Source organism: Bacillus sp. 3103sda1 (genome assembly GCF_024159135.1).
Taxonomy (GTDB): Bacteria; Bacillota; Bacilli; order Bacillales; family Bacillaceae_G; genus Bacillus_A; species Bacillus_A rhizoplanae.
Window position 1 is genome coordinate 3,308,115 of record NZ_JAMYWS010000001.1, and the last position, 23,418, is coordinate 3,331,532.

Sequence of the window (23,418 nt, forward strand, 5' to 3'; positions counted from 1 at the left end):
CTATTTTTCAAAATTTTTTTACATTTTCACGATATCTTCTTCTTCTAAATTTTTCGCCTTTTGAATTGTTCGATAAATGGAATAACCACTCACTTCTTGAAATTCTTTGTCGATTTTCTTTTCTTCTGCTTTCCCTGGTACAATCTCTTTAAAATGGCGATACAAACTCATAAGATTTTCTCTCTTCAACCCTTTCTCATAAGCTTGCTCAATTGCTTCATAAAATTTAATTACTGCAACCATTTCTTCCGTTGACCAATCATAATCAATTGGATATTGATATTCCATGATAACACCTCATTTATTCCATTTCGATCTTACTTGTCCCACTCTTTGCATTATACACTATTTCTTATTTTTTACGCATTGACCTTCCTGCGTAAAAAAAAATGATAATTACCATTATTATTTTTCTATACATCTTCCAATATAGGTGATATAATGCTTTTGGTTTGTAGAACATAAAGTGATCATTCAATTAGTAGCGTAGACCTTCTCTCTACTATTGTTTAGTGAAACAGGATAAACATAAAACAAAACTAATAAATATTAATAATAATGAAGAAGGGGTGTATAAGTTGTCCCAATACGAAACACCATTGTTTACTGCTTTAATAGAGCACAGCAAGCGCAATCCAATCCAATTCCATATCCCAGGCCATAAAAAAGGTCAAGGAATGGATCCTGAATTCCGCGAATTTATTGGGCATAATGCATTATCAATTGATTTAATTAATATTGCACCGCTCGATGATTTACATCACCCAAAAGGTATGATTAAACAAGCGCAAGATTTAGCAGCAAAAGCATTCGGTGCTGATCATACATTTTTTTCTGTACAAGGAACAAGTGGAGCAATTATGACAATGGTGATGAGTGTTTGTGGTCCTGGGGATAAAATTCTTGTACCACGTAACGTTCATAAATCTGTTATGTCAGCGATTATTTTTTCAGGTGCAAAGCCGATTTTTATTCATCCAGAAATTGATCCAACATTAGGAATTTCACATGGAATTACTATTCCTTCTGTAAAAAAAGCACTTGAAGAACATCCTGATGCAAAAGGATTACTTGTCATTAATCCAACATATTTTGGTTTTGCAGCAGACCTGCAACAAATTGTCGACTTAGTTCATTCCTATAATATACCTGTTTTAGTGGACGAAGCTCATGGTGTTCATATTCATTTTCATGATGAACTACCGATGTCAGCAATGCAAGCTGGTGCCGATATGGCCGCAACAAGTGTTCATAAATTAGGCGGCTCATTAACACAAAGCTCCATTTTGAATGTAAAAGAGGGGCTTGTAAATGTGAAGCATGTTCAATCTATTATTAGTATGCTTACAACAACTTCAACGTCTTACATTTTACTAGCTTCGCTGGATGTCGCAAGAAAACGTCTTGCAACAGAAGGACGAGAGATTATTACGAAAACAATTCAATTAGCAGAAACAGTTCGAAAACAAGTAAATGATATTGAACATCTATATTGCCCTGGTAAAGAATTACTAGGAACAGATGCAACTTTTAATTATGATCCAACAAAACTCATCATTTCTGTAAAAGAATTAGGAATTACAGGACACGATGCCGAGCTATGGTTAAGAGAGCAGTATAATATAGAGGTAGAGCTTTCTGATTTATATAATATCTTGTGCCTTGTTACACTTGGAGATACAGAAGAAGAAACAAATCTATTGGTACACGCTCTACACGATTTGTCAACTACATTTAAACATATGGCAGAAAAAGGCGTACAAGTACAAGTCGAAATTCCAGCAATTCCTGTACTTGCGCTATCTCCGCGTGATGCCTTTTATTCTGAAACAGAAGTTGTTCCTTTTGCAGAAGCGGCCGGCCGCATTATAGCAGATTTCGTTATGGTCTATCCACCAGGCATTCCAATTTTTACACCTGGTGAAATTATTACACAAGAAAACTTAGACTATATTCAAAAAAATTTAGCAGCAGGATTACCAGTGCAAGGACCTGAAGATATGACATTACAAACATTGCGTGTCATTAAAGAATATAAGCCAATTAGCGAATAACGCCCTTCCCACTTCATATCTTTGAAGTGGGATTTTTTCTTTACAATTATACACCTCTTTATTTTCACAGTATTTTTCTTATGCACCCTTTACTCGCCTATTCATACGATATAAGGTGAAACTTCCATTAGTTTGTTTTTTACTGATGATTAGTTGAACCAATCAGGATCTTAGGTTTTCCTCTTGAATTTCTCAAAACTTTCATCAGTGGTAGTTTGAGAGATTAGACACGTCTCAGTAGCACTCTTCTTTATTTCTTCTTAATTTTTGGGCTAAAATCTCACTACCCGTTAATTCCAAATAAAAAGAATGTAAATATATAGGTGGGATCTTATGATTGTAATTGGCCGTTCCATTGTACATCCATATATAAAGAATGAAAACGACCCCTTCTTTTCGGAAAAACAACAAATTTTAGAAATCATGACAGGAAATCAAGAAGTATATAATTTTCAATCATTACAAGAGTTAAATTTTGATATAAATATACGTGTTCATATTATTACTTCCGCTTTAGAGTTGTTTCAGAGCGGATTACAATTCCGTACATTTGGGCAATCTTACTGTAATCCTGAATTTTGGGAACGCACTCATTTAGGAGGCTTTCAACTTCGCCCTAATATGTTACCCTCTTTCGCAATTCGTGATATTTTTGTAAATGGTAAAAAATACGGAACAGAATGTGCAACTGCGATGATTATTATCTTCTATAAGTCACTATTAGCTCTATACGATGAAGAAACGTTTAATCGCTTATTTGCAAACTTGCTTTTATATACATGGGACTATGATAAGGATTTGAAACTAATTACAAAAACCGGAGGAGAAATCGTTCCTGGTGACCTTGTTTATTTTAAAAACCCACAAGTAAACCCGGCAACAATTGAATGGCAAGGAGAGAATGCAATTTACTTAGGAAATTTCTTTTTTTATGGGCATGGAGTCGGTGTAAAAACAGAAAATCAAATTATAGATTTGCTCAATCAACGACGTATTCCTTTCGCTTTTTTATCAGCATACTTAACAGACTCTCTAACACGTATAGATAGCCGTATGATGAGTCGATTTGCTTCTGAGAAGAAAATACAAACACAACTTGAACTTATTCCAATTCGAGATGATGCCATTATTGCAACAGTTGGTCATACAACTTCAATTCACTAAAAAACGCCTGCATATGCAGGCGCTTCCTTATTTATTGGGCTTTAGTATGCTCTTTATGCTCACAATCGCAATTAGAGCTACATTTTCCGTATAATACCGTTACTTTTTCATCCTCAAAATGTGCAATTGTATTCTCACAAACTTGACATACGATAGTTCCCATTTTAAATTTCCCCCTATTATTGTAATCCCCAAGACCTTTTTGTAACCGCTTAACTTTCTGTCTTTATTTTAATATGTTATACTTTTTTCGTCAATAGTTTTTAAGTATGACACATTGATTATTTTTTAATTTTATTAGTATGAAACATTTATAATTAAAAAGCAGCCGTATATTTTATAATTACGACTGCTTTTTAACAATTATTCCTCATATTCAGCATGCACGGATGTAGGTGGTAGCAGAAACTTAAAAAACTGCGCAAGATCTGTTGCTTCTTCACTCGTTTTTAATTTAAAGACAGCTTGTAAATGTTGCACATCCTCAATATCATCCTGTCCAAGGAGAGTTGATCGACCAGTTTGCATACAAACGACAAGCGGTTTACCAAAAAACATAGTCGTATACACTACACCAAAATCATACCGAGTCTCATTTGTCATGAAACCAAGAAAACGGACTTTTGCTTTTTCATGTTCATCATATAATTTTTCAAACATCGCCTCTTGCTCTCCTTTCTTCTTGTTTTTTCCATATTGTATATATTAAACAAAAAAGGCTATATCCCTTTTTAATTGTCAAAAAATTTATAACAATGTTAAAATAGTGATATATTATGTCATTAGGAGGCTTATTATGCAGGATGCATTCATTAAACTTGTCCCAAAGTCAAAGCAGCAATCTATCTCATTAGAAGATGTAAAACAACTCTTTCATTATTATAAAACGATTACAGCTCAAACAGGCCAACAAATCGGCTTTACATACTCAAGTACTGCCTTTCCATACGAAATGGTTGATACATCTGACACAACTCTCTATCTAAAGTCTAATCATGAACGCTATCATTCCATTTATGTAGGAATAGGGATAGAAAACGAACAATCTTTTGTGCAAATTACATTACCGCCTTCTGCAACATTTGGGGATAAAGGAAAAGCTAATGAATTTTGTAGATTTTTAGCAAAAAAATTAGAAGGGGAATTACAGCTTTTTAATGGAAGAACAATGTACTTTTATAAACGTTAACCAGTAAAAAATAATAGCTTACTCATAAAAAAGAGCACGCTATTTACAACAGTGAAAAAAAACGCCTCTTTTCTGGAGTGCAACATAATATTGGCAATAATATAAGCTAAATAAAAAAATACAAAAAAGAGCAACACTTTGTAATGCAGCTTATCACGGTTTGATAATAATAACACAATTGAAAATCCGCTCCATATGATGAAATGGAGGAATGAAACCAATGTTATTCTCATGGCATTGCCTCCTTTCGCACGTCCTATTTTATTACAATATATGGGCGTCATAAGAAATCATTACATAATATAAAGAAACACACTTTAACTATCCTAAAAACGAGGATAAGTAAGGTGTGTTTACTTTTTTAAAACTAACTATCATATGTAACTAACAGTATATACAGAACTGAAATAAAACAAAACTTCCATCAGTACGTTTTCTGCTCATGGTTAGTTGAACCAATCAGGCTTTTACAGGCAGTTATCTCCCACCTATCTTCCTCACTTCTCTCTGAAGCTTGAGGTGGGTCTTACTGCCCGTTAATGCGGGATAAAACACATAAGAAATAAGAGGGACTCTAAATCGCCTCTTATTTTTATAATGAAATTTCTTTAATTCTACATTCTTATCCAATTTATTGAGCAAAAAAGAGGCATGATACAATTACAAAGTACTTATTAAAGCCCTTTTGAAAAGCTAAAAGGGAAATTAAAAAGAGTGTTACTACCTACATCTGAAATTAGATTTAGACTCATTTTTCTAAATAAAACAACCGCCTCCTAGATACTAGAAGACGGTTGTTTTATTTATCTTATATTATTTTACAATGTGAATTGGCATTCCAAGAGCAACTTCAGCTGCTTCCATTGTGATTTCACCTAATGTTGGGTGAGCGTGGATTGTTTGAGCGATATCTTCAGCTGTCATTCCAGCTTCGATAGCTAAACCAATCTCAGAAATAATATCAGAAGCGCCTGCGCCTGCAACTTGTGCACCTACAAGAAGACCATCTTCTTTACGTGTTACAAGTTGTACGAAACCGTCTGTGCTGTTTAATGATAATGCACGACCGTTTGCAGCGAATGGGAATTTAGACACTGCTACGCTCATTCCAGCTTCTTCAGCTTGTTTCTTAGTGTAACCAACAGATGCTAATTCTGGATCAGTGAAGCATACTGCTGGAATTCCGATGTAATCGATTGCCGCTGCGTGACCGCTAATTGCTTCAACAGCTACTTTACCTTCGTAAGAAGCTTTGTGAGCTAATGGTGGTCCAGGAACGATATCACCAATTGCATAGATATTTGATACGCTTGTACGGCATTGCTCATCAATTTCGATTAGACCGCGATCAGTCATTTTAATTCCAACTTGCTCAAGACCAATTTCTTGAGTATTTGGACGACGACCTACAGTTACCAATACATAATCAGCTTCAACTGTTTGTACTTCGCCTTTTACTTCGAAGCTAACTGTTACGCCGTTTTCAGTTTCTTCAACGCCTTTAGCCATAGCTTTTGTATGGATTGTTACGTTGCCTTTTTTCTGAAGCGCACGTTTTACAACTGTGCTCATTGCTTTTTCGAAACCAGCTAAAATTTCGTCGCCAGCTTCTACTACAGTAACTTCTGTACCGAAGTTAGCATATGCAGTTCCTAATTCCATACCGATGTAACCGCCGCCGATTACAACAAGTTTCTTAGGAATTTCAGGTAAGCTTAATGCACCTGTAGAGTTGATAACACGTTTAGAATATTTGAATCCAGGAATTTCGATTGGTGTAGAACCAGTTGCAAGAACAGCATTTTTAAACGTATACGTTTGAGCTGCATCTTCAGTCATTACGCGTAATGTGTTTGCATCTACGAAGTAAGCTTCACCGCGAATGATTTCAACTTTGTTACCTTTTAGAAGGCCTTCTACACCGCCAGTTAATTTCTTAACTACGCCGTTTTTCCATTCTTGAACTTTTGTGAAGTCAACTGTTACGTTTTCTGCAGTAATACCCATGTCATCAGAATGTTTTGCATTCTCATAACGATGACCTGCATTGATTAATGCTTTAGAAGGAATACATCCAACGTTTAAGCATACACCACCAAGGTTAGCTTTTTCAATAATAGCTACTTTTTGTCCTAATTGTGCTGCACGAATTGCTGCAACATATCCACCAGGACCTGCACCAACAACGACTGTATCTAATTCAATTGGGAAATCTCCTACTACCATTGTTTATTACGCCTCCATTACTAATAATTGTGGGTCGTTTAATAGACGTTTAATTTGGTTTAATGCTTTCTGAGCAGTTGCACCGTCGATTAAGCGATGGTCAAAGCTTAAAGATAATGCTAATACTGGAGCTGCAACGATTTCACCGTTTTTCACAACTGGTTTCTCAGCAATACGGCCAATACCAAGGATTGCTACTTCTGGGTGATTGATAACTGGAGTGAACCATTGTCCACCTGCAGAACCAATGTTTGTAATTGTACAAGAAGCACCTTTCATTTCAGCTGGAGCTAAGCGACCATCACGGGCTTTACCAGCAAGTTCATTGATCTCGTTAGAGATTGTGAAGATAGATTTGCGATCTGTATCTTTAACAACTGGTACTAATAGACCTTTGTCTGTATCAGCTGCGATACCGATGTTGAAGTAATGTTTATGAACGATTTCTGAAGATGCATCATCTAAAGAAGTGTTCATCATTGGGTATTCACGTAATGCAGATGTTAATGCTTTTACAACGTATGGAAGGTAAGTTAATTTAATACCTTTTTCAGCTGCAACAGCTTTGAACTTCTTACGGTGAGCAACAAGCTCTGTTACATCTACTTCGTCCATTAATGTTACGTGAGGAGCTGTATGTTTAGAGTTAACCATTGCTTTTGCAATTGCTTTACGGATACCGCTCATTTTCTCACGAGTTTCTGGATATTCACCAGCTGGAATTGGTTGTGCTTTTGGAGCTTCTTCTTTCGCAGCTGCTGCTGGGGCTTCTGCCGCTACTGGAGCTTCAGTTGCTGCTACTTGTCCACCGTTTGCAAATGCATCGATGTCAGCTGTTACAATACGGCCGTTTTTACCAGTACCAGCTACTAGACGAATGTCTACACCTTTTTCGCGTGCATATTTACGAACAGATGGCATAGCAATTACGCGCTCGTTAACTACTTCTGCAGTTGCTGCTGGAGTAGCTGCCGCTGCTGGAGCTTCTTCTTTTACTTCTTCAGCTTTTGGAGCTTCGTCATGATCGTCACCTTTAAACTTAAGGTTTTCATAACCAGGAGCGTCAAATTTAACAAGAACATCTCCTACTACTGCTACTGTACCTTCTTCTACAAGAATGTCAAGTACTTTACCTTTAACTGGAGAAGGAATTTCTACAACTGCTTTATCATTTTGTACTTCAAGAAGTACATCATCTTCGTTTACTTCATCGCCTGGTTTAATAAACCATTTTACGATTTCACCTTCGTGGATACCTTCACCAATATCTGGTAATTTAAATTCAAATGCCACGGAATTCAGCCCCCTGATTCATATCATTATTGTTAAGTATCGCAAAAGAAATCAGCATGTGCTGACTTCTTTTGCACATAAAAGTAAAATTAAAATTAGAAGTTCATTACTTTATTAACAGCTTCAACAATATCTTTATGGTTTGGTAACCATACGCTCTCTGCTTGAGAGAATGGGAATACTGTATCAGCAGCTGCAACACGTACAACTGGAGCTTCTAAGTTTAAGATTGCACGGTCATTGATTTCCGCTACAACGTTAGCTGCAATACCAGCTTGTTTTTGAGCTTCTTGAACTACAACAACGCGACCTGTTTTTTCAACAGAAGCAATAATTGTTTCGATATCTAATGGTTGAACTGTACGTAAGTCAACAACCTCTAAAGAGATACCTTCTTTTTCTAGTTCTTCAGCAGCCTTTAATGCAGCATGTACCATTGCACCGTATGCGATAACAGATACATCTGTACCTTCACGTTTTACATCAGCTTTACCAAGGTCAATTGTGTATTCACCTTCTGGTACTTCTTGACGGAAAGAACGGTATAATTTCATGTGCTCTAAGTAAATAACTGGATCGTTATCACGAATTGCAGAGATTAAAAGACCTTTCGCATCGTATGGAGTAGATGGAATTACAACTTTTAAACCTGGTTGTTGTGCCACTAATCCCTCTAAGCTATCAGCGTGTAATTCTGGCGTATGAACACCGCCACCGAATGGAGAACGAACTGTAATTGGAGCAGTCCAACGTCCACCAGAACGGTAACGCATACGAGCCATTTGACCAGAAATAGAATCCATTACTTCGAAAACGAAACCGAAGAATTGAATTTCAGGAACTGGACGGAAGCCTTCAAGTGCTAAACCAACTGCAAGTCCGCCGATACCAGACTCTGCAAGCGGAGTATCCATTACACGGTCTTCACCGAATTCAGCTTGCAAACCTTCAGTAGCACGGAATACACCGCCGTTTACACCAACGTCTTCACCAAACACAAGTACGTTAGGGTCATTTTTCATTTCAACGCGTAAAGCATCAGTGATTGCTTGAATCATTGTCATTTGAGCCATGGCTTACTTCGACTCCTTTTCTTTGTAAATTTCATATTGTTCAGCTAAGTTGTAAGGCATTGTTTCGTACATGATTTCCATTAAATCAGTAACTTTTTGTTTTGGAGCTTGGTCTGCTTTAGCAATCGCTTCTTTAATATCTTCTTTAGCCTGTTCGATTACTTTTTCTTCTTCTTCTTGAGACCAGATGCCTTTGTTTTCTAAGAACGCACGGAAACGTACGATTGGATCTTTTTGTTCCCATTCGTTTTCGATATCTTTTGTACGGTAACGAGTTGGGTCATCACCAGCCATTGTATGTGGACCGTAACGGAATGTTAAAGTCTCGATTAAAGTAGGGCCTTCACCGTTTACTGCACGCTCACGAGCAAAAGCAGTTGCTGCGTATACAGCTAATGGGTCCATACCGTCTACTTGAATTCCGTAAATACCTGCTGCAACTGCTTTTTGTGCTACAGTTTTTGCTGCAGATTGTTTTTCTACTGGAGTAGAGATTGCATAACGGTTGTTTTGAACAACGAAGATTGCTGGAGCTTTAAATGCACCCGCAAAGTTCATACCTTCGTAGAAGTCACCTTGAGACGCTCCGCCGTCACCAGTGTAAGTAATTGCAACAGACTTTTTACCACGTAATTTCATACCTAACGCAACACCAGCAGTTTGAATGATTTGCGCACCGATAATAATTTGTGGAGCAAGTGCATTTACATCTGCAGGCATTTGGTTACCCATGAAATGTCCGCGAGAGAATAAGAATGCTTGGTATAATGGTAGACCGTGCCATACTAATTGTGGAACATCACGATACCCCGGTAAGATGAAATCTTCTTTTTCAAGAGCAAAATGACTTGCTAATTGAGAAGCCTCTTGTCCAGCTGTTGGCGCATAGAAACCTAAGCGACCTTGACGGTTTAAAGAAATAGAACGTTGATCTAATACGCGAGTATACACCATACGACGCATTAATTCTTTTAATCGATCATCAGTTAATTCTGGCATAGCTGCTTCATTCACAACTTCGCCTTTTTCATTTAAAATTTGTAATGTTTCAAATTGAGCTGCGATAGCTTTCATTTGCTCATCAACATTAAATAGGGCCTTTTTTGTTTTAGTACCCATTCCGTTCACCTCTTCCTCTCTTGAACCATATTCTTAAACGCTTTCACTAGCACTTCGCTAAAATGAAAGCATAAGCGCGAAAACTGACGCATCATTCATCAGTTATTGAATAATTTGTGCACCTAACAATCTGTACTAATGTTTTCATTTAAACAAATTAATACAATCTTGATCACGTTTTTTAGTTTACAACTATTCTAATCACCATGTCAATCACTTTGATTTCGAAATTTTTTTCGAAAATTAACGGGATTTTCTTAACAAATACAAGTTTCCAAAATACTATCTGTATTAGTGAACAAAAACCTCCTGTTATATTATTCCCTTTTCACACATATTTTGATCATAGAATAATATGTAAACGATTTACTTCACTCTTATTTTTTGTCCTATGCTAGTAAAAATATGCAGCATCTACCTCCTTTTAGGCAAATGACTATAACATTTTTCTTCTTTCTTCCATACATTATACTAACCGCAGCATTCGCGGAAATGGTAAAGGAGGTCAAACCATGTATAAAGGAGGTCAAACCATGTACGGATACACTCAATGTTATTACCCAACAGCTTGCCCATATCCTACGTATGGATATGGGGGATATGGTGGTTGCGGCGGATTTGGAAGCGGCTTTGCTTTAATCGTTGTATTGTTTATTCTTTTAATTATCGTCGGTGCTGCTTGCATCCGTTAATGTAAAATGAAACAACCATAAAAGAACAAGGCTGTTTGGCCTTGTTCTTTATCATGACTTTTTTCATAACCTTTGGTAGACTAAATATGAAAGGAGAGATTGCATATGCTTACAATGAATGATGTGATTCGTGAAGGAGATCCTATTCTACGAACAGTTGCTGAAGAGATAGCTTTGCCAGCAAACAAAGAAGATGCACATATATTACGAAAGATGATTGAATTTGTTATTAACAGTCAAAACCCCGAAATGGTTGAAAAATATAATTTACGTCCTGGAATTGGTTTAGCAGCGCCTCAAATCGGTGTTTCTAAAAGAATGATTGCTGTTCATGTAACGGATAGAGATGGGACATTATATAGCTACGCTTTGTTTAACCCGAAAATTATCAGTCATTCTGTAGAACGTACATACTTACCAGGTGGCGAAGGTTGTCTGTCAGTGGATCGCGAAATTCCTGGTTATGTGCCTCGTTATACTCGCATTACTGTAAAAGGAACAACAATAGACGGTGAAGACGTGAAACTACGTTTAAAAGGTTTACCAGCAATTGTTTTCCAGCATGAAATTGATCACTTAAACGGCGTTATGTTTTATGACCATATTAATAAAGACAATCCATTTATCATTCCAGAAAATGCAACACCTTTAGAAAGATAAAGTGAAACTTCTATCAGTGAGGACCTTTACTGCCCGCTAATAGCGGGATAAAAAATTAGTCTGTTTTCACTGAAGTTAATGAAAACAGACTAATTTTTAAATGGAATAGTTTTCATACCAGTCCTTTATAATAATCCTGCCCACTGCAATCCATGCAGAATACCATCTTCTGCAACATCTTTCGTTACATAATTCGCAAGTTTCTTCAAATCTTCATGTCCATTTCCCATAGCAATTCCTGTCCCTACGGTTTCAATCATTTCTAAATCATTTAACCCGTCCCCAAATGCATAAACTTGTTCTCGAGTGAATCCAAGCTTTTCAATAAATTTTTCAATTCCGTTCGCTTTCGATCCTCCCATTGGAATAATATCCATGGAATACGCATGCCAGCGAATAAAATGAAATTGCGGATAGTCGCTGATAAACTTTTCTTCTTCTCCTGCCCTGCAAAATAAAAGCGTTTGATAAATGTCACGCTTTTCATAAAAACTAGGTTCAAACACAGGATGGCTCATGCGAAGACTAGCAAAGCTTTCTGTTACATAATGATGTGATGCCACCGTTGCTTTCATATCTTTATGATCTAAATAAACAAGAGGATAGCTTGCCTCTTCTGAAAACTTTGTGAAGGCATGTAATGCCTCTGGATGTAAAGGATTTTTATATATAACTTCATCTTCAAATACAACATACTGCCCATTGAAACTTACGTAATTATGAATATTTAGCTCTTGACGAATATCTTCAAACATAAATGGTGCACGTCCTGTCGCAATTGCTACATGTACCCCATTTTCTTGAAGGCGACGTACAGCTTCTTTTGTAGATTGTGGTATTTCCTTGTTATGATCTAACAATGTTCCGTCAATATCAAAAAAGACAATTTTATCGTTCATTTCCATAACCCTTTCTACTTCATCGATTCAAACGTATCGCTTTATGATCTGAATATCTTTTTAAATACTAAAAAAGTATAACATATTGATGAATAAAGCGCTTCTCATCTAACCTTCCTGCCTAACTAGGCATATACTGAAATAAAAACAGTACTACGGTTCAACACATGAATTTTCTTTTCTATTCTATCTCATACTATAAGTTGAACGAAATATTTTCTTATAAGTAGTTCATTTTTTGAAACTTAATTCTTATTGCACATCCCAATAAGATTATTTGCATGTTTTGAGCTAGGAAAGGAAGGGACAATCGTGCTAAAGAAACTGAAGAAAAAGTTAAAAGTATATTGGAACGATTTGCTTCGTAAAAAAACAATTGCTTAAATCGTGCCCCTTTCGGGCTTTTTTCTTCATTCTTATTCGAAAAAACATGAAAATCATAACCGTTTGCTTTATAATAGGTAAAAGATAGCCTAAAACATAGACAAGGAGAGATTGTTTTAATGATTTTTAAAGTGTTTTATCAAGAAAAAATGCTAGAAGTACCTGTACGTGAAAATACTAAGGTGCTATATCTAGAAGCTGAGTCTGAAAGAGAAGTTCGCACAAAATTACACAAGTTCGCATATAATATTGAGTTTATCCAGTCTGTTACTGGTGCTCATCTTGAATATGAAAAGCAATATGCAAATTTCAAATTAGCGGAGAACGTTTAATTTATGAAATTCTTAAAAAATGATCAAACTGCTGTTTTCGCGCTTGGCGGACTCGGTGAAATCGGCAAAAATACATATGCTGTTCAATTTCAAGATGAAATTATTATTATTGACGCTGGGATTAAATTCCCAGAAGACGAACTTCTTGGGATTGATTATGTCATCCCTGACTACACGTATCTCGTACGTAACGAAGAAAAAATTAAAGGACTCTTTATTACGCATGGTCACGAAGATCATATCGGTGGAATCCCTTATTTATTGCGCCAAGTAAATATTCCAATTTACGGTGGAAAACTAGCGCTCGGACTAATTAAAAACAAATTAGAAGAGCACGGATTACTGCGAAAAGCACAATTGTATGAAATTAAAGAAGACGATGTGATTAAATTCAAAAAAACATCCGTTTCCTTCTTCCGCACAACGCACAGCATTCCTGATTCATACGGTATTGTTGTAAAAACACCACAAGGACAGGTTGTTCATACGGGAGATTTCAAATTTGATTTCACACCGGTTGGTGAGCCGGCAAATTTAACAAAGATGGCTGAAATCGGAAAAGAAGGTGTCCTTTGCTTACTATCTGATAGCACGAATAGCGAAGTCCCTCACTTTACGATGTCTGAACGACGCGTAGGTGACAGCATCCAGGATATTTTCCGTAAAGTAGAAGGACGCATTATATTCGCAACATTTGCTTCTAATATTCATCGACTGCAACAAGTTGTAGAAGCTGCAGTAGCAAACAATCGAAAGATTGCTGTTTTTGGTCGAAGCATGGAAGCAGCAATGGAAATCGGACAAAATCTTGGCTATATTCGCTGTCCAAAAGATACAATTATTGAACCATCACAACTAAATCGCATACCAGCAAATCGAGTTGTGATTTTATGTACTGGAAGTCAAGGTGAACCAATGGCTGCATTATCTCGCATCGCTAACGGTACACACCGTCAAATTCAAATTATTCCTGGTGATACTGTTGTATTCTCGTCTTCTCCAATACCTGGGAACACAGTAAGTGTAAGCCGTACAATTAACATGTTATATCGAGCAGGTGCTGATGTAATTCACGGACCATTGACTGACATTCATACAAGCGGACACGGTGGACAAGAAGAACAGAAGCTAATGCTGCGTCTCATTAAACCAAAATATTTCATGCCAATTCACGGTGAATACCGTATGCAACGTATGCATGCAAAATTAGCAAATGATTGTGGCATTCCAGAAGAAAATTGCTTCATAATTGATAACGGCGATGTACTTGCGCTTCGTGAAGATGAAGCAACAATCGCAGGAAAGATTCCTTCTGGTTCTGTTTATATTGATGGAAACGGCATTGGTGATATCGGTAATATTGTACTTCGCGACCGCCGTATTCTTTCGGAAGAAGGACTTGTTATCGTTGTTGTTAGCATCGATATGAAGGAATTCAAAGTGGCAGCCGGACCAGATATCATTTCTCGTGGGTTCGTTTATATGCGCGAAAGCAGCGATTTAATCAACGATGCACAGACATTAATTACAAATCATTTAGAAAAAGTAATGGAACGCAAAACGACACAATGGTCTGAGATCAAGAATGAAATTACAGATACATTGGCTCCATTCTTATACGAAAAAACGAAACGCCGTCCAATGATTTTACCAATCATTATGGAAATTTAAATAAAAAGGACAATGCAGCTATATTGGCATTGTCCTTTTTATTATTTCGCTAAAAATATTTCGAATCGATCCACATCATTATCATGACCAATGACTATCAAAATATCTCCAATTTGAATATTTTCTGTCGCACGTGGTGAAACGAGAACTTCCTTTCCACGTTTAATTGCCACAATGTTTAATCCAAACTTCGCACGAATATCTAATTCAATTAACGAATGGCCGTCAACCTTTTCATTCGCAATAATCTCAACGATGCTATGTTCATCTGAGAGTTCTAAATAGTCTAAGACACTACTTGAAGCAATATTATTCGCAATTCGTTTCCCCATATCACGCTCAGGATGAACAATATGGTCAGCGCCGATTTTAGTTAAAACTTTTTCATGGTAATCGTTTTGCGCTTTCACAGTAATATTTTTCACGCCTAATTCTTTTAAAATAAGAGTCGTTAAAATACTTGCATTAAGATTATCCCCAATCGCTACCACAACATGATCAAAATTACGGATTCCTAGACTTTTTAATACCATTTCATCTGTTGAATCGGCAATTACAGCATGGGATGCAATATTTGCAAATTCATTTACACGATCTTCATCCATATCAATTGCCATAACTTCCATTCCTAGCTGCGCTAATTCCCGGCAAATGCTGCCGCCAAATCGGCCGAGACCAATAACAGCAAACTCTTTTTCCTTCGTACTCACACAAATTCCTCCAATAATATTGAATCGTATAAAGCGAAACTTCCATCAGTGGTTTTTCATCCCTCCAGTGATGGTTAGTTGAACGAATCAAGCTCTTATGAGCAGTTATTCTCTTATCAATTCTTTGTCTCTTCAAAAACTGGATGTAAAGGCTTTACTGCCTTTTGATTAGGATCAACTATCATTGTAGCATATTTTGTAAATTGAAACTTCCATCAGTCAGTTTTTTTCACTCCTCACTGATGATTAGTTGAACCAATCGGGCACATGCCAGCAGTTATCCTCACCTATCTTTCTCGCCTCTCTCTGAATCTTGAGGTGGGGGGCTTACTGCACGTTAATGCGGGATAAATATTACAATAAATTCCTCCTCACTCTTATTTCTGTTTTTGAATATAGAAAAATTGTTGTAAATAGAACGCAAGCATACATATTAACATACCGAAGATAAATATGTTTCCAAATGAACTGAACGTCTGAAATACAAACACTAAAGTTTCTTGTCCAAAAAAAGCAAATAGTAACTGTATAAAAGCAAATAATAATGCAAATTGATAGTGCTGCTGATGAAATAAATAATGAGTAGCTCCTAAAAAACCAACAAAAGAAACAATAAATACCCACCATATTTCAAACATCTTTTGCCATCCTACTAGTTCATATCCGTTCACAATAATAGCAATTGCCCCTATGACAAACATCGTCGGAACACTCCAAAATAAAGCCCACTTTCGAAAAAGTAATACCGCTTGCCTGTCTTCTCGTTTATATGCGCAATACGTTAAAAAAGTCGCACTTATATATAAAAGCGATACAATTGTTAGAACAATAATTAACCAAAAATGAAGCTGATTATACTCATTTTCTATATTTGTAACAATTGCAGCTATCAAACCCGGAATGCCGATGCTAGTATATCCCTCAACTAGACCGTTATTCCAAAATACCATATTACAAATTCGAATTCCTAATAACATAAAAATAATGGCACCAAGGATAAATAAAGTCGTTTTATTTCCAACTAAGCTCGTGGAAAAAGCAATTAACCCAACAAATAAGAATAGTACAAACGCATTCATAATTTCTGCAACGGGTGATACATACACTCTCACCCACTCATATGTGTTCGCATAGCTTTCTTTTTTTGCTAAACAATATGTATAGAAACTAACACCAAAATATATTGCAGCTACGATTACATATGTATATAAAAAGAAACATAGTATAGTACTTCCGATTTGCACGCTATCCCCTACCTTTTTTCTCTATGTAACACATTGATTTTACACATTTCTTATGTGAAATGTAAACTAAAAACCTCCCTATCACGAGGGAGGTTTTCCATTATTCAGCTGCTTTTTCAGCTTCATCAAGAACACGATTTACTCGTTTTGTTAGCATTTGCATGCCACTACCACCAGCTTGGAAATGACGTAGCACACCGTTTTTATCAAACACATAATATGCTGGCACATATTGATTTTCAAAGGAATCTGTAATCGTATGCTTATTGTCTACTAAAATCGGCTGTACAATACCGTGCTCCTCTGCCACTTCTTTCACTTTTTCAAGATCTAAATCTTCTTCTGAACGCGGCATATGCACAGCAATTACATTTAATTTATTTTTATAGTCATCGCGGAATTCGTTAATGCTCGGCATCGCTTCTTTGCATAAATGACAACTAACAGACCAGAAATGAATCAATGTTGGTTTATCGCCAATTAGCGCTTCCCTTACTACTTCTCCATTTAGTACAGCTGTTGCTCCTTCTAAGGAAGGCATTGGTTCACGTAACTTCATAACATTTCCTCCTTATATATGTAGAGAAAGGCCTAACAACGATTTGTTAGACCTTTTTTCACTCAGTCAAAAAATTAAACGTTTAAAGTTGCTTGACCTGGTTTCCAGTTTGCTGGGCAAAGTCCACCAGTTTGAAGAGCTTGAAGAACACGGATTACTTCGTCAACTTCACGTCCAATGTTATTATGATGTACAACTTGATACATTAATTCGCCTTCTGGGCTAATGATGAATAGACCGCGAAGTGCGATACCTTCTTCTTCAAGTAATACGCCATAGTCACGAGATACTACATGATTTGTATCAGCAGCTAATGGGTATTTCAATTCACCTAAACCGTTTTTCGTACGATCAGTGTTAATCCATGCTAAATGAGTATGAATTGTGTCAGTTGACACACCAATTACTTCTGCATCTAAGTCTTCAAACTCATCATAGCGCTCAGAAAGTGCGATGATTTCTGTTGGACATACGAAAGTGAAGTCCATTGGATAGAAGAAAAGCACTGTCCATTTATCTTGTTTCATAACCTCTTCAAGACTTACTTTACCAAATTCTTTGTTTGGCATAACAGCGTCCATCTCAAAGCGTGGAGCCTGTTTTGCTACCATACGTTCTGCCATATGTATCAACCTCCGTTAAATTTTTAATTATATGTTATCTACTCTTGTATTATATAAGAAGAAATAGTTTTTAGTCAATATTATTTAATAATTATTACAAAATAACTAACTAATAACTTTTTCCTCTACCTACCATTATAAAGTATTGTGCTAGAATTACAAAAAAAATGCACGATAGACTATAAAATTTTTCTTATGTAAAAAGGGAACAAGCCTCAAGCTCTGTTCCCTTTCCATTTTACGTATGTTGTTAAAAAAGTAATCGCTTTTTCAATTACCGATTCATTCGGCTGTAATTTTGCATGATGTAGACCATATTCAGATTCTACACCGAGCCAAAACATAAAACCTGGAATATCGCGAAGCATGTACCCAAAATCTTCTCCTGTCATTGCTTCTGTGCAGGTGATAACATTCATATCTGTATGTTCGGCCGTAAATTTCATAAATTCCTGTGTTAACGTTTCATGATTATATACTTGGTGATACATCGCTCCATAATCAATATGAGCTGTACATTGAAAAGACGCTTCAATTCCTGCAACGATTGCTTCAATACGTTCCTTTACTCGTTTCATAGATTCAACAGATAATGTACGAATCGTCCCTTCTAAACGAGCTTTTTCTGCAATAATATTTTGTACTGTTCCACCAGTAATTTTTCCAATTGTAATAACTGCGCTATCTAACGGATTTACATTTCGACTAATAACAGATTGCAGCTGTGTGACAAGGTGGCTTGCCGCAACAATCATATCGTTAGCTGTATGTGGATATGCTGCATGCCCACCCTTCCCTTTCAAATCAATGTATAACTCCGATGTATTTGCAAAAAGCAATCCCTCTTTTGTTGCAATCGACCCGACTGGATATTCAGGTGCAATATGAAGCCCAAGAATCATATCCGGTTTCCATGCTTGAAATTCTTCACTTTGTAATAACGGAAGGGCACCCCCCGGTCCTTCCTCAGCTGGTTGGAAAATAAAAACAAGATGATCGTCAATTCGCTCTGTAACAAAAGCTGTTAATAATCCAAGACCGATTGTTGTATGAATATCGTGTCCGCATGCGTGCATCATACCTTCATGTAATGAAGCAAAATCATAACCTGTCTCCTCCGTAATCGGAAGCCCGTCAATATCAGCACGGTAGCCAATTGTTTTTTCAGGATTTCGACCATGCACTTTTACAATGACACCCGTTTTCCACGTTTTTACTTCTATATATTCACTTGGAAGAGTGCTTATATAATTTAAAATATATTGCTGTGTTTTCCATTCTTGAAAACCAAGCTCTGGAATTTGATGCAAATCTCTGCGCATCTGTATAAATTTATTTATCATCATTTTTTCACCACCATTGATAAAAAGCGTAAGAGCTTGCAAGCCCTTACGCTTTCTTTTTTAGTTTTCTGGATTAAGTTGACGAAGCTCTTGTTTAATTTCTGTTTTCGCTTTTGTTTTCTCGTCAATTTCTTTAATAACGCGTGCTGGTGTTCCAGCAACAACTGTGTATGGCGGTACATCTTCTGTTACAACTGCACCCGCCGCAACAACTGCACCTTTACCTACTGTAACGCCTTCTAAAACAACTACATTTGCACCAATTACAACATCGTCTTCAACAATAACCGGTTTTGCAGAAGGTGGCTCGATAACGCCTGCAAGTACTGCTCCAGCTCCAACGTGACAGTTTTTACCTACCGTTGCACGTCCACCAAGCACTGCATTCATATCAATCATTGAACCTTCACCAATTACAGCACCAATGTTGATTGTTGCATTCATCATAATAACTGCATTATCACCAATTTCAACATGATCGCGAATAATTGCACCTGGTTCAATACGTGCTTTAATACCTTTTAAGTCAAGCATTGGAATTGCAGAGTTACGACGATCATTTTCTACAACATAATCTTCAACACGCTTTTTATTTTCATCAAGAATTGCCTTAATGTCAGACCATTCTCCAAATAATACACCTGATTTTTTATTTACAAATGCTTGTACTGTTTCTGGGAATGTAATTTCTTTTAAATCCCCTTTTATGTATACCTTTACAGGAGTTTTCTTCTCGCTTTTTTGAATAAACGAAATAATCTCGTTTGCATCCATCATTTTCATGCTTATTGCCTCCTAAATCCATTTATAATGTTACTCTACCAAACGAAAAGGCTCCTCGCAAGATAATAATCTTATTTTTCCTCTTGAATTTCTTCAATAATTTCTAAAAATGCCTGCACTTGTTTTAACTGTCTAGCCGATTCACTTGTTAATAGCCATGTTTCTCTCGTCAGTTGCACTGGAGTTTTATATGTTTTTTCCTTTACTTCTTTTAAAACAGTAGATGGTAAAAGTGCATAACCAATACCGTTTAAAACAAGCTGCTTACACGTTTCAATTTGATCGACAACAATTGTACGTTTAGGCGGATTAGAAAATAAACCATACCACCAGTTCTGTATTTGTCCATAATATGTCGAATCACTTTTAAATTGAATAAATGGTCTATTAGTGTCTTTTAACATGGAAATATCCTTAATCTCCGTATCAACTAAATACAGCTCATCTTCAAATAATTGCTTTTTATACCCTTTATATTCTTGCGTCCCTCGCAAAATTGCAACGTGAACATCACCTTCGTAAAAATGATTTTGTACCTCACTACTCCAGCCTGTAAAAAGAGAAATTTTCACAAATGGATACCTTTGTACAAATATCTTTAAAACTGGCGGTAACCAGTATTGGCCAATAACAGAGGCCACAGCAATCTTTAAAGTACCATATGTTTCCGTCTGAAATGTTGCTAATTCGCTCTTAATTGCTTCTTCTCTCTGTAACATATCTTTAGCATAATTTGCTACTTTCTCGCCTTCTGGTGTAATCGTTAATCCTTTTTGCGAGCGAATAAAAAATTTCATCCCCCATTGTTTTTCCATCGATTGAAGTCTTTGACTAAGCGCTGGTTGTGACACAAATAAGCGCTCAGAAGCTTTTCGCATATTTAACTCTTGTGCTAAGATCACCATCATTTGAAAATCATCAATTTGCAATGTTTTCTCCTTCCTTCGTTACAACTGAACGATAAAAGCGACTTCTTCTTTCACTTGAAGTCGCCTTTTTCAACATTATCGATTAAACCGTCTTACCGTTTTATTTAGTAATTTTAAGATTGCACGACGCGTTAAAATTCCTTCAAAATACCCTTCCTCGTTTTCAACACATACAAACGGATGATCAATCGTCATCTCTAATGCTTTTGCAAATGAATCTTGTAACTTCAGGCGTGGAACATCACCTTTCATCACACTTTCTACTTTCATATCCTCTAATTTTTCAAACTCAATACGCTCTAGTCCTAAAATACCATCCAAAATCATTGCCGTACTTACTAATCCATGCAGTTTGTACATCGGATCTAGTACTGGAATAGCAGAATAACCAGATTTCACCAAAACAAGTAAAGCATGCTCCAAACTATTTCCCATTTGAACATGTGCTACTTTTTCAGATGAAATCATTAAGTCTTTTACAAAAACTTGCTGAAATTCTTCTTTCGGAATACTAATCATATTGTTATCCCCCACTTTAACCCATTCTAACAAGTAGCAATTGTAAACTAATTGTAAAAACTAATTCATTCAAGTAGTTCTTTATTTTCTCACTTCTATTTTTAGTTTATGACAACGGTTACATATTATTATTCGTCCTTTTGTTTCTCATACAAAATAAATAACCACAGTTCATTTTACCATAGAAACAAAAGAAAAGACTACCGTTCGGCAGCCTTAATATCCTTCGTTTTTCAGACGAGCAAATAAGTTTGTGATTTGTTTATAATGAGATATGTCTGTTTTCTTTCGCCCAGTTTCGATATCAGAAAGTTCAACGGCAAGTATTTCACTCGCATAATTTTGCCGAAACAAAACATCTAGCAATAAGTTTTGTTCCTCTTTTGTTAAATCAATTTCTCTACTCATTTTCTCCTCTCCTTATTCAACTGTCCTTATTCTTTATTATATAAAAGATTTCCCCTATTTAATAGATTGAAAATTCAATACAACAATTATTTCGTGTACCGATTTGCATAGCTAAACGCCGCATAGGCATCTGGCTTAATTTTAGGCGTTAACCCCATCGCTGTAATTTTATTTGTCATATCTAAAATAAACTCTCTCGTCAAACCGTATTTCCCGATATCCAAATGAATTTCCATAACGAATTCAGCACCTTCTTCGCGGTACGGATAAAGAAGCCCCCACAACTGTTGTATTCGCTCAGGCGTAAATAAACAGGCAATCTCTTGGCTAAACTGTGTTTCTAAGTAGATTTTTTCTCGCAAACTCGGTGGCTTTCCCCTTATTGTCTGATGATATAAACAACCCCATGCTCCCTTTCCAACACGATGCAGATGAATTGCTGTAATAAAACGAGTATTATTTTGATGCACTTGTGAATCTGTTCCAATTGACAATCGATACATATTACGCGGTGCACTTTGAATAAAGTAACAAATTCGTGAGAATACAGTTTCAAAGCTCATATGTCGCTCTGATAAATTGTAAAATTGATATTTTCCGTCCATACAGTCACGTCCCTTCTCATAGACAGACTTTCGTATTCTCATTGTATGGGACAGAATAACAAAATATGTCTTACTTATCCTTTACTCGTTTCGATATTCCGGATCGAATATGTACAAAATGGACATTTGAAAATAACATTTTGATTAGATTGCGCTGTTAACACATGTGTAATTTCTGATTGTCTATGACATTTTGGACATACAACAACAGGCATTCTTTCCAATTTTCTCACCTCTTTATCCACTATTTGTGGGCAGTAAAATTCCCATCTCAAGATTATATATTCGGAAAATAACTCCCCGTAAGATTCCAGTTGCTTCAACTAATCATAAGTAAAGAATCTGAAGAAGATAGGTGGGAAATAATTGATGGGAGTTTCACTTTATAGAATATGTTATCAGTGTAGGGACAAGGAACGAATGTTATTCATCTTAGCATAAAAAAAGAAGGTGCCTTTTTCTTCTTAGGCACCTTCTTTTTATGTATCAAGAAAGAATATCGTAAATCTCGATTGCAACCATATCAATATTATCGAATTGATATACTTGTGGTTTTTCTCCTTGTTGATACACTTCTAGCTCGTACATATCGCTTTTATCAAAATATTTCACGCTACATTTGCGTTCACCGTTCACTTCAAAATAGCGTTGTGCTACTTCGCCGCTTTCAGCTTGTTCTTTTAGACTAACAAGACGAGTTAAAATTCCTTGGAGCAGAGACATGAAATCTCCCCTTTCTCTAATCTTCCTACGAATAGGTTTTGCAGCAGTACTCATTCTATCCGTCATAACTGAAAAAATGTCACACACCTTAGGATAATGGTTATGAGCAAGAAACTCAACTAAAATTTGTCGAAAAAACATATAAAAAGCCGAAATAAATACCTCTACGCCCCTTCTTCCGCACTTAACAGTGTAAAAAACGTTATCTTCATGTTC

At 36.3% G+C, this 23,418-nt stretch carries 27 protein-coding genes and 1 pseudogene; 7 read left to right on the forward strand and 21 right to left on the reverse strand.

Annotated elements, in window-relative coordinates; genetic code table 11:
* Positions 1–18: 18 nt before the first annotated feature.
* A complete protein-coding gene (locus tag NKR74_RS16435) occupies positions 19–288 on the reverse strand; it encodes a UPF0223 family protein (protein ID WP_098305659.1) in 270 nt (89 codons plus the stop codon).
* Between the two features lie 290 nt (positions 289–578).
* Between NKR74_RS16435 and NKR74_RS16440 the strand changes: the two genes are divergently transcribed.
* The gene (locus NKR74_RS16440; RefSeq protein ID WP_301287713.1) at positions 579–2,054 is read left to right on the forward strand and encodes an aminotransferase class I/II-fold pyridoxal phosphate-dependent enzyme; all 1,476 of its coding nucleotides are present in this window, start codon (positions 579–581) and stop codon (positions 2,052–2,054) included.
* Positions 2,055–2,387: 333 nt separating this feature from the next.
* Positions 2,388–3,218, forward strand: a complete 831-nt coding sequence (locus NKR74_RS16445) for a protein-glutamine gamma-glutamyltransferase (protein ID WP_098305663.1) — start codon at positions 2,388–2,390, stop codon at positions 3,216–3,218.
* A 31-nt stretch (positions 3,219–3,249) separates the two neighbouring features.
* Here NKR74_RS16445 and NKR74_RS16450 read toward each other — a convergent pair whose 3' ends face one another.
* Together NKR74_RS16450 and NKR74_RS16455 are read right to left on the reverse strand one after the other, a co-directional pair.
* Positions 3,250–3,381 (reverse strand): GapA-binding peptide SR1P, encoded by a 132-nt coding sequence (locus tag NKR74_RS16450; protein ID WP_253630267.1) that lies wholly within the window; start codon positions 3,379–3,381, stop codon positions 3,250–3,252.
* A gap of 200 nt (positions 3,382–3,581) precedes the next feature.
* On the reverse strand, positions 3,582–3,878 hold the full coding sequence (locus NKR74_RS16455; RefSeq protein ID WP_253630268.1) for a DUF3055 domain-containing protein: 297 nt from the start codon (positions 3,876–3,878) through the stop codon (positions 3,582–3,584).
* 136 nt (positions 3,879–4,014) lie between these two features.
* Here NKR74_RS16455 and NKR74_RS16460 point away from each other — a divergent pair, with 136 nt between their 5' ends.
* Positions 4,015–4,407, forward strand: a complete 393-nt coding sequence (locus NKR74_RS16460) for a DUF1885 family protein (RefSeq protein WP_253630269.1) — start codon at positions 4,015–4,017, stop codon at positions 4,405–4,407.
* On the opposite strand, the gene NKR74_RS16465 is transcribed toward NKR74_RS16460, so the two are convergent.
* The 5 genes from NKR74_RS16465 to pdhA form a co-directional block, all read right to left on the reverse strand.
* A complete protein-coding gene (locus tag NKR74_RS16465) occupies positions 4,404–4,640 on the reverse strand; it encodes a hypothetical protein (protein WP_253630270.1) in 237 nt (78 codons plus the stop codon). The two genes, NKR74_RS16460 and NKR74_RS16465, sit on opposite strands and share 4 nt — an antisense overlap.
* A 580-nt stretch (positions 4,641–5,220) precedes the next feature.
* A complete protein-coding gene (gene lpdA, locus NKR74_RS16470; protein ID WP_253630271.1) occupies positions 5,221–6,633 on the reverse strand; it encodes a dihydrolipoyl dehydrogenase in 1,413 nt (470 codons plus the stop codon).
* Between the two features lie 6 nt (positions 6,634–6,639).
* Complete coding sequence (locus NKR74_RS16475; RefSeq protein WP_253630272.1) at positions 6,640–7,926, reverse strand: dihydrolipoamide acetyltransferase family protein; 1,287 nt, start codon at positions 7,924–7,926, stop codon at positions 6,640–6,642.
* Positions 7,927–8,021: 95 nt separating this feature from the next.
* Positions 8,022–8,999, reverse strand: coding sequence for a pyruvate dehydrogenase complex E1 component subunit beta (gene pdhB, locus NKR74_RS16480; RefSeq protein WP_253630273.1), 978 nt, complete (start codon positions 8,997–8,999; stop codon positions 8,022–8,024).
* Between the two features lie 3 nt (positions 9,000–9,002).
* Complete coding sequence (gene pdhA / locus NKR74_RS16485; RefSeq protein ID WP_253630274.1) at positions 9,003–10,118, reverse strand: pyruvate dehydrogenase E1 component subunit alpha; 1,116 nt, start codon at positions 10,116–10,118, stop codon at positions 9,003–9,005.
* A gap of 587 nt (positions 10,119–10,705) precedes the next feature.
* On the opposite strand from pdhA, the pseudogene NKR74_RS16490 reads away from it, so the two are divergent.
* Positions 10,706–10,810 (forward strand): annotated as a pseudogene (locus NKR74_RS16490) (YjcZ family sporulation protein); the annotation flags it as partial.
* A 105-nt stretch (positions 10,811–10,915) separates the two neighbouring features.
* On the forward strand, positions 10,916–11,470 hold the full coding sequence (gene def / locus NKR74_RS16495; RefSeq protein WP_253630275.1) for a peptide deformylase: 555 nt from the start codon (positions 10,916–10,918) through the stop codon (positions 11,468–11,470).
* Between the two features lie 125 nt (positions 11,471–11,595).
* On the opposite strand, the gene NKR74_RS16500 is transcribed toward def, so the two are convergent.
* Entirely contained in the window at positions 11,596–12,369 is a 774-nt protein-coding gene (locus NKR74_RS16500) for a Cof-type HAD-IIB family hydrolase (RefSeq protein ID WP_098305683.1), read from the reverse strand.
* Positions 12,370–12,872: 503 nt separating this feature from the next.
* Between NKR74_RS16500 and NKR74_RS16505 the strand changes: the two genes are divergently transcribed.
* The gene (locus NKR74_RS16505) at positions 12,873–13,085 is read left to right on the forward strand and encodes a DNA-dependent RNA polymerase subunit epsilon (RefSeq protein WP_098305685.1); all 213 of its coding nucleotides are present in this window, start codon (positions 12,873–12,875) and stop codon (positions 13,083–13,085) included.
* 3 nt (positions 13,086–13,088) lie between these two features.
* Positions 13,089–14,756: a ribonuclease J1 gene (rnjA, locus tag NKR74_RS16510; RefSeq protein ID WP_098305687.1), complete on the forward strand. Its 1,668-nt coding sequence runs from the start codon at positions 13,089–13,091 to the stop codon at positions 14,754–14,756.
* 41 nt (positions 14,757–14,797) lie between these two features.
* Here rnjA and NKR74_RS16515 read toward each other — a convergent pair whose 3' ends face one another.
* From NKR74_RS16515 to NKR74_RS16570, 12 genes are all read right to left on the reverse strand, one after another.
* Positions 14,798–15,466 (reverse strand): potassium channel family protein, encoded by a 669-nt coding sequence (locus NKR74_RS16515; RefSeq protein ID WP_253630276.1) that lies wholly within the window; start codon positions 15,464–15,466, stop codon positions 14,798–14,800.
* Positions 15,467–15,843: 377 nt separating this feature from the next.
* Complete coding sequence (locus NKR74_RS16520; RefSeq protein WP_098305691.1) at positions 15,844–16,710, reverse strand: cytochrome C oxidase assembly protein; 867 nt, start codon at positions 16,708–16,710, stop codon at positions 15,844–15,846.
* Positions 16,711–16,810: 100 nt separating this feature from the next.
* Positions 16,811–17,269, reverse strand: a complete 459-nt coding sequence (locus tag NKR74_RS16525) for a TlpA disulfide reductase family protein (RefSeq protein WP_098305693.1) — start codon at positions 17,267–17,269, stop codon at positions 16,811–16,813.
* Positions 17,270–17,343: 74 nt separating this feature from the next.
* Positions 17,344–17,892, reverse strand: coding sequence for a peroxiredoxin (locus NKR74_RS16530; protein WP_098305695.1), 549 nt, complete (start codon positions 17,890–17,892; stop codon positions 17,344–17,346).
* Between the two features lie 215 nt (positions 17,893–18,107).
* Positions 18,108–19,238 carry an N-acetyldiaminopimelate deacetylase gene (locus NKR74_RS16535; RefSeq protein ID WP_253630277.1) on the reverse strand — a complete coding sequence of 377 codons (1,131 nt, stop codon included), beginning with the start codon at positions 19,236–19,238 and terminating at the stop codon, positions 18,108–18,110.
* Positions 19,239–19,295: 57 nt separating this feature from the next.
* A complete protein-coding gene (gene dapD / locus NKR74_RS16540) occupies positions 19,296–20,018 on the reverse strand; it encodes a 2,3,4,5-tetrahydropyridine-2,6-dicarboxylate N-acetyltransferase (RefSeq protein ID WP_253630278.1) in 723 nt (240 codons plus the stop codon).
* Positions 20,019–20,089: 71 nt separating this feature from the next.
* Positions 20,090–20,947 carry a transcriptional regulator CcpC gene (locus NKR74_RS16545; RefSeq protein ID WP_253630279.1) on the reverse strand — a complete coding sequence of 286 codons (858 nt, stop codon included), beginning with the start codon at positions 20,945–20,947 and terminating at the stop codon, positions 20,090–20,092.
* A gap of 75 nt (positions 20,948–21,022) precedes the next feature.
* Positions 21,023–21,466, reverse strand: a complete 444-nt coding sequence (gene cbpB / locus NKR74_RS16550) for a cyclic-di-AMP-binding protein CbpB (RefSeq protein ID WP_253630280.1) — start codon at positions 21,464–21,466, stop codon at positions 21,023–21,025.
* A gap of 216 nt (positions 21,467–21,682) precedes the next feature.
* Positions 21,683–21,874, reverse strand: a complete 192-nt coding sequence (gene abbA / locus NKR74_RS16555) for an antirepressor AbbA (RefSeq protein ID WP_154710660.1) — start codon at positions 21,872–21,874, stop codon at positions 21,683–21,685.
* Positions 21,875–21,960: 86 nt separating this feature from the next.
* Positions 21,961–22,479 carry a ribonuclease H-like YkuK family protein gene (locus NKR74_RS16560; RefSeq protein WP_253630281.1) on the reverse strand — a complete coding sequence of 173 codons (519 nt, stop codon included), beginning with the start codon at positions 22,477–22,479 and terminating at the stop codon, positions 21,961–21,963.
* A gap of 74 nt (positions 22,480–22,553) precedes the next feature.
* Positions 22,554–22,703 (reverse strand): hypothetical protein, encoded by a 150-nt coding sequence (locus NKR74_RS16565; RefSeq protein ID WP_253630282.1) that lies wholly within the window; start codon positions 22,701–22,703, stop codon positions 22,554–22,556.
* A 262-nt stretch (positions 22,704–22,965) separates the two neighbouring features.
* Positions 22,966–23,202 (reverse strand): YkuJ family protein, encoded by a 237-nt coding sequence (locus NKR74_RS16570; protein ID WP_020059327.1) that lies wholly within the window; start codon positions 23,200–23,202, stop codon positions 22,966–22,968.
* Between the last annotated feature and the right edge of the window lie 216 nt (positions 23,203–23,418).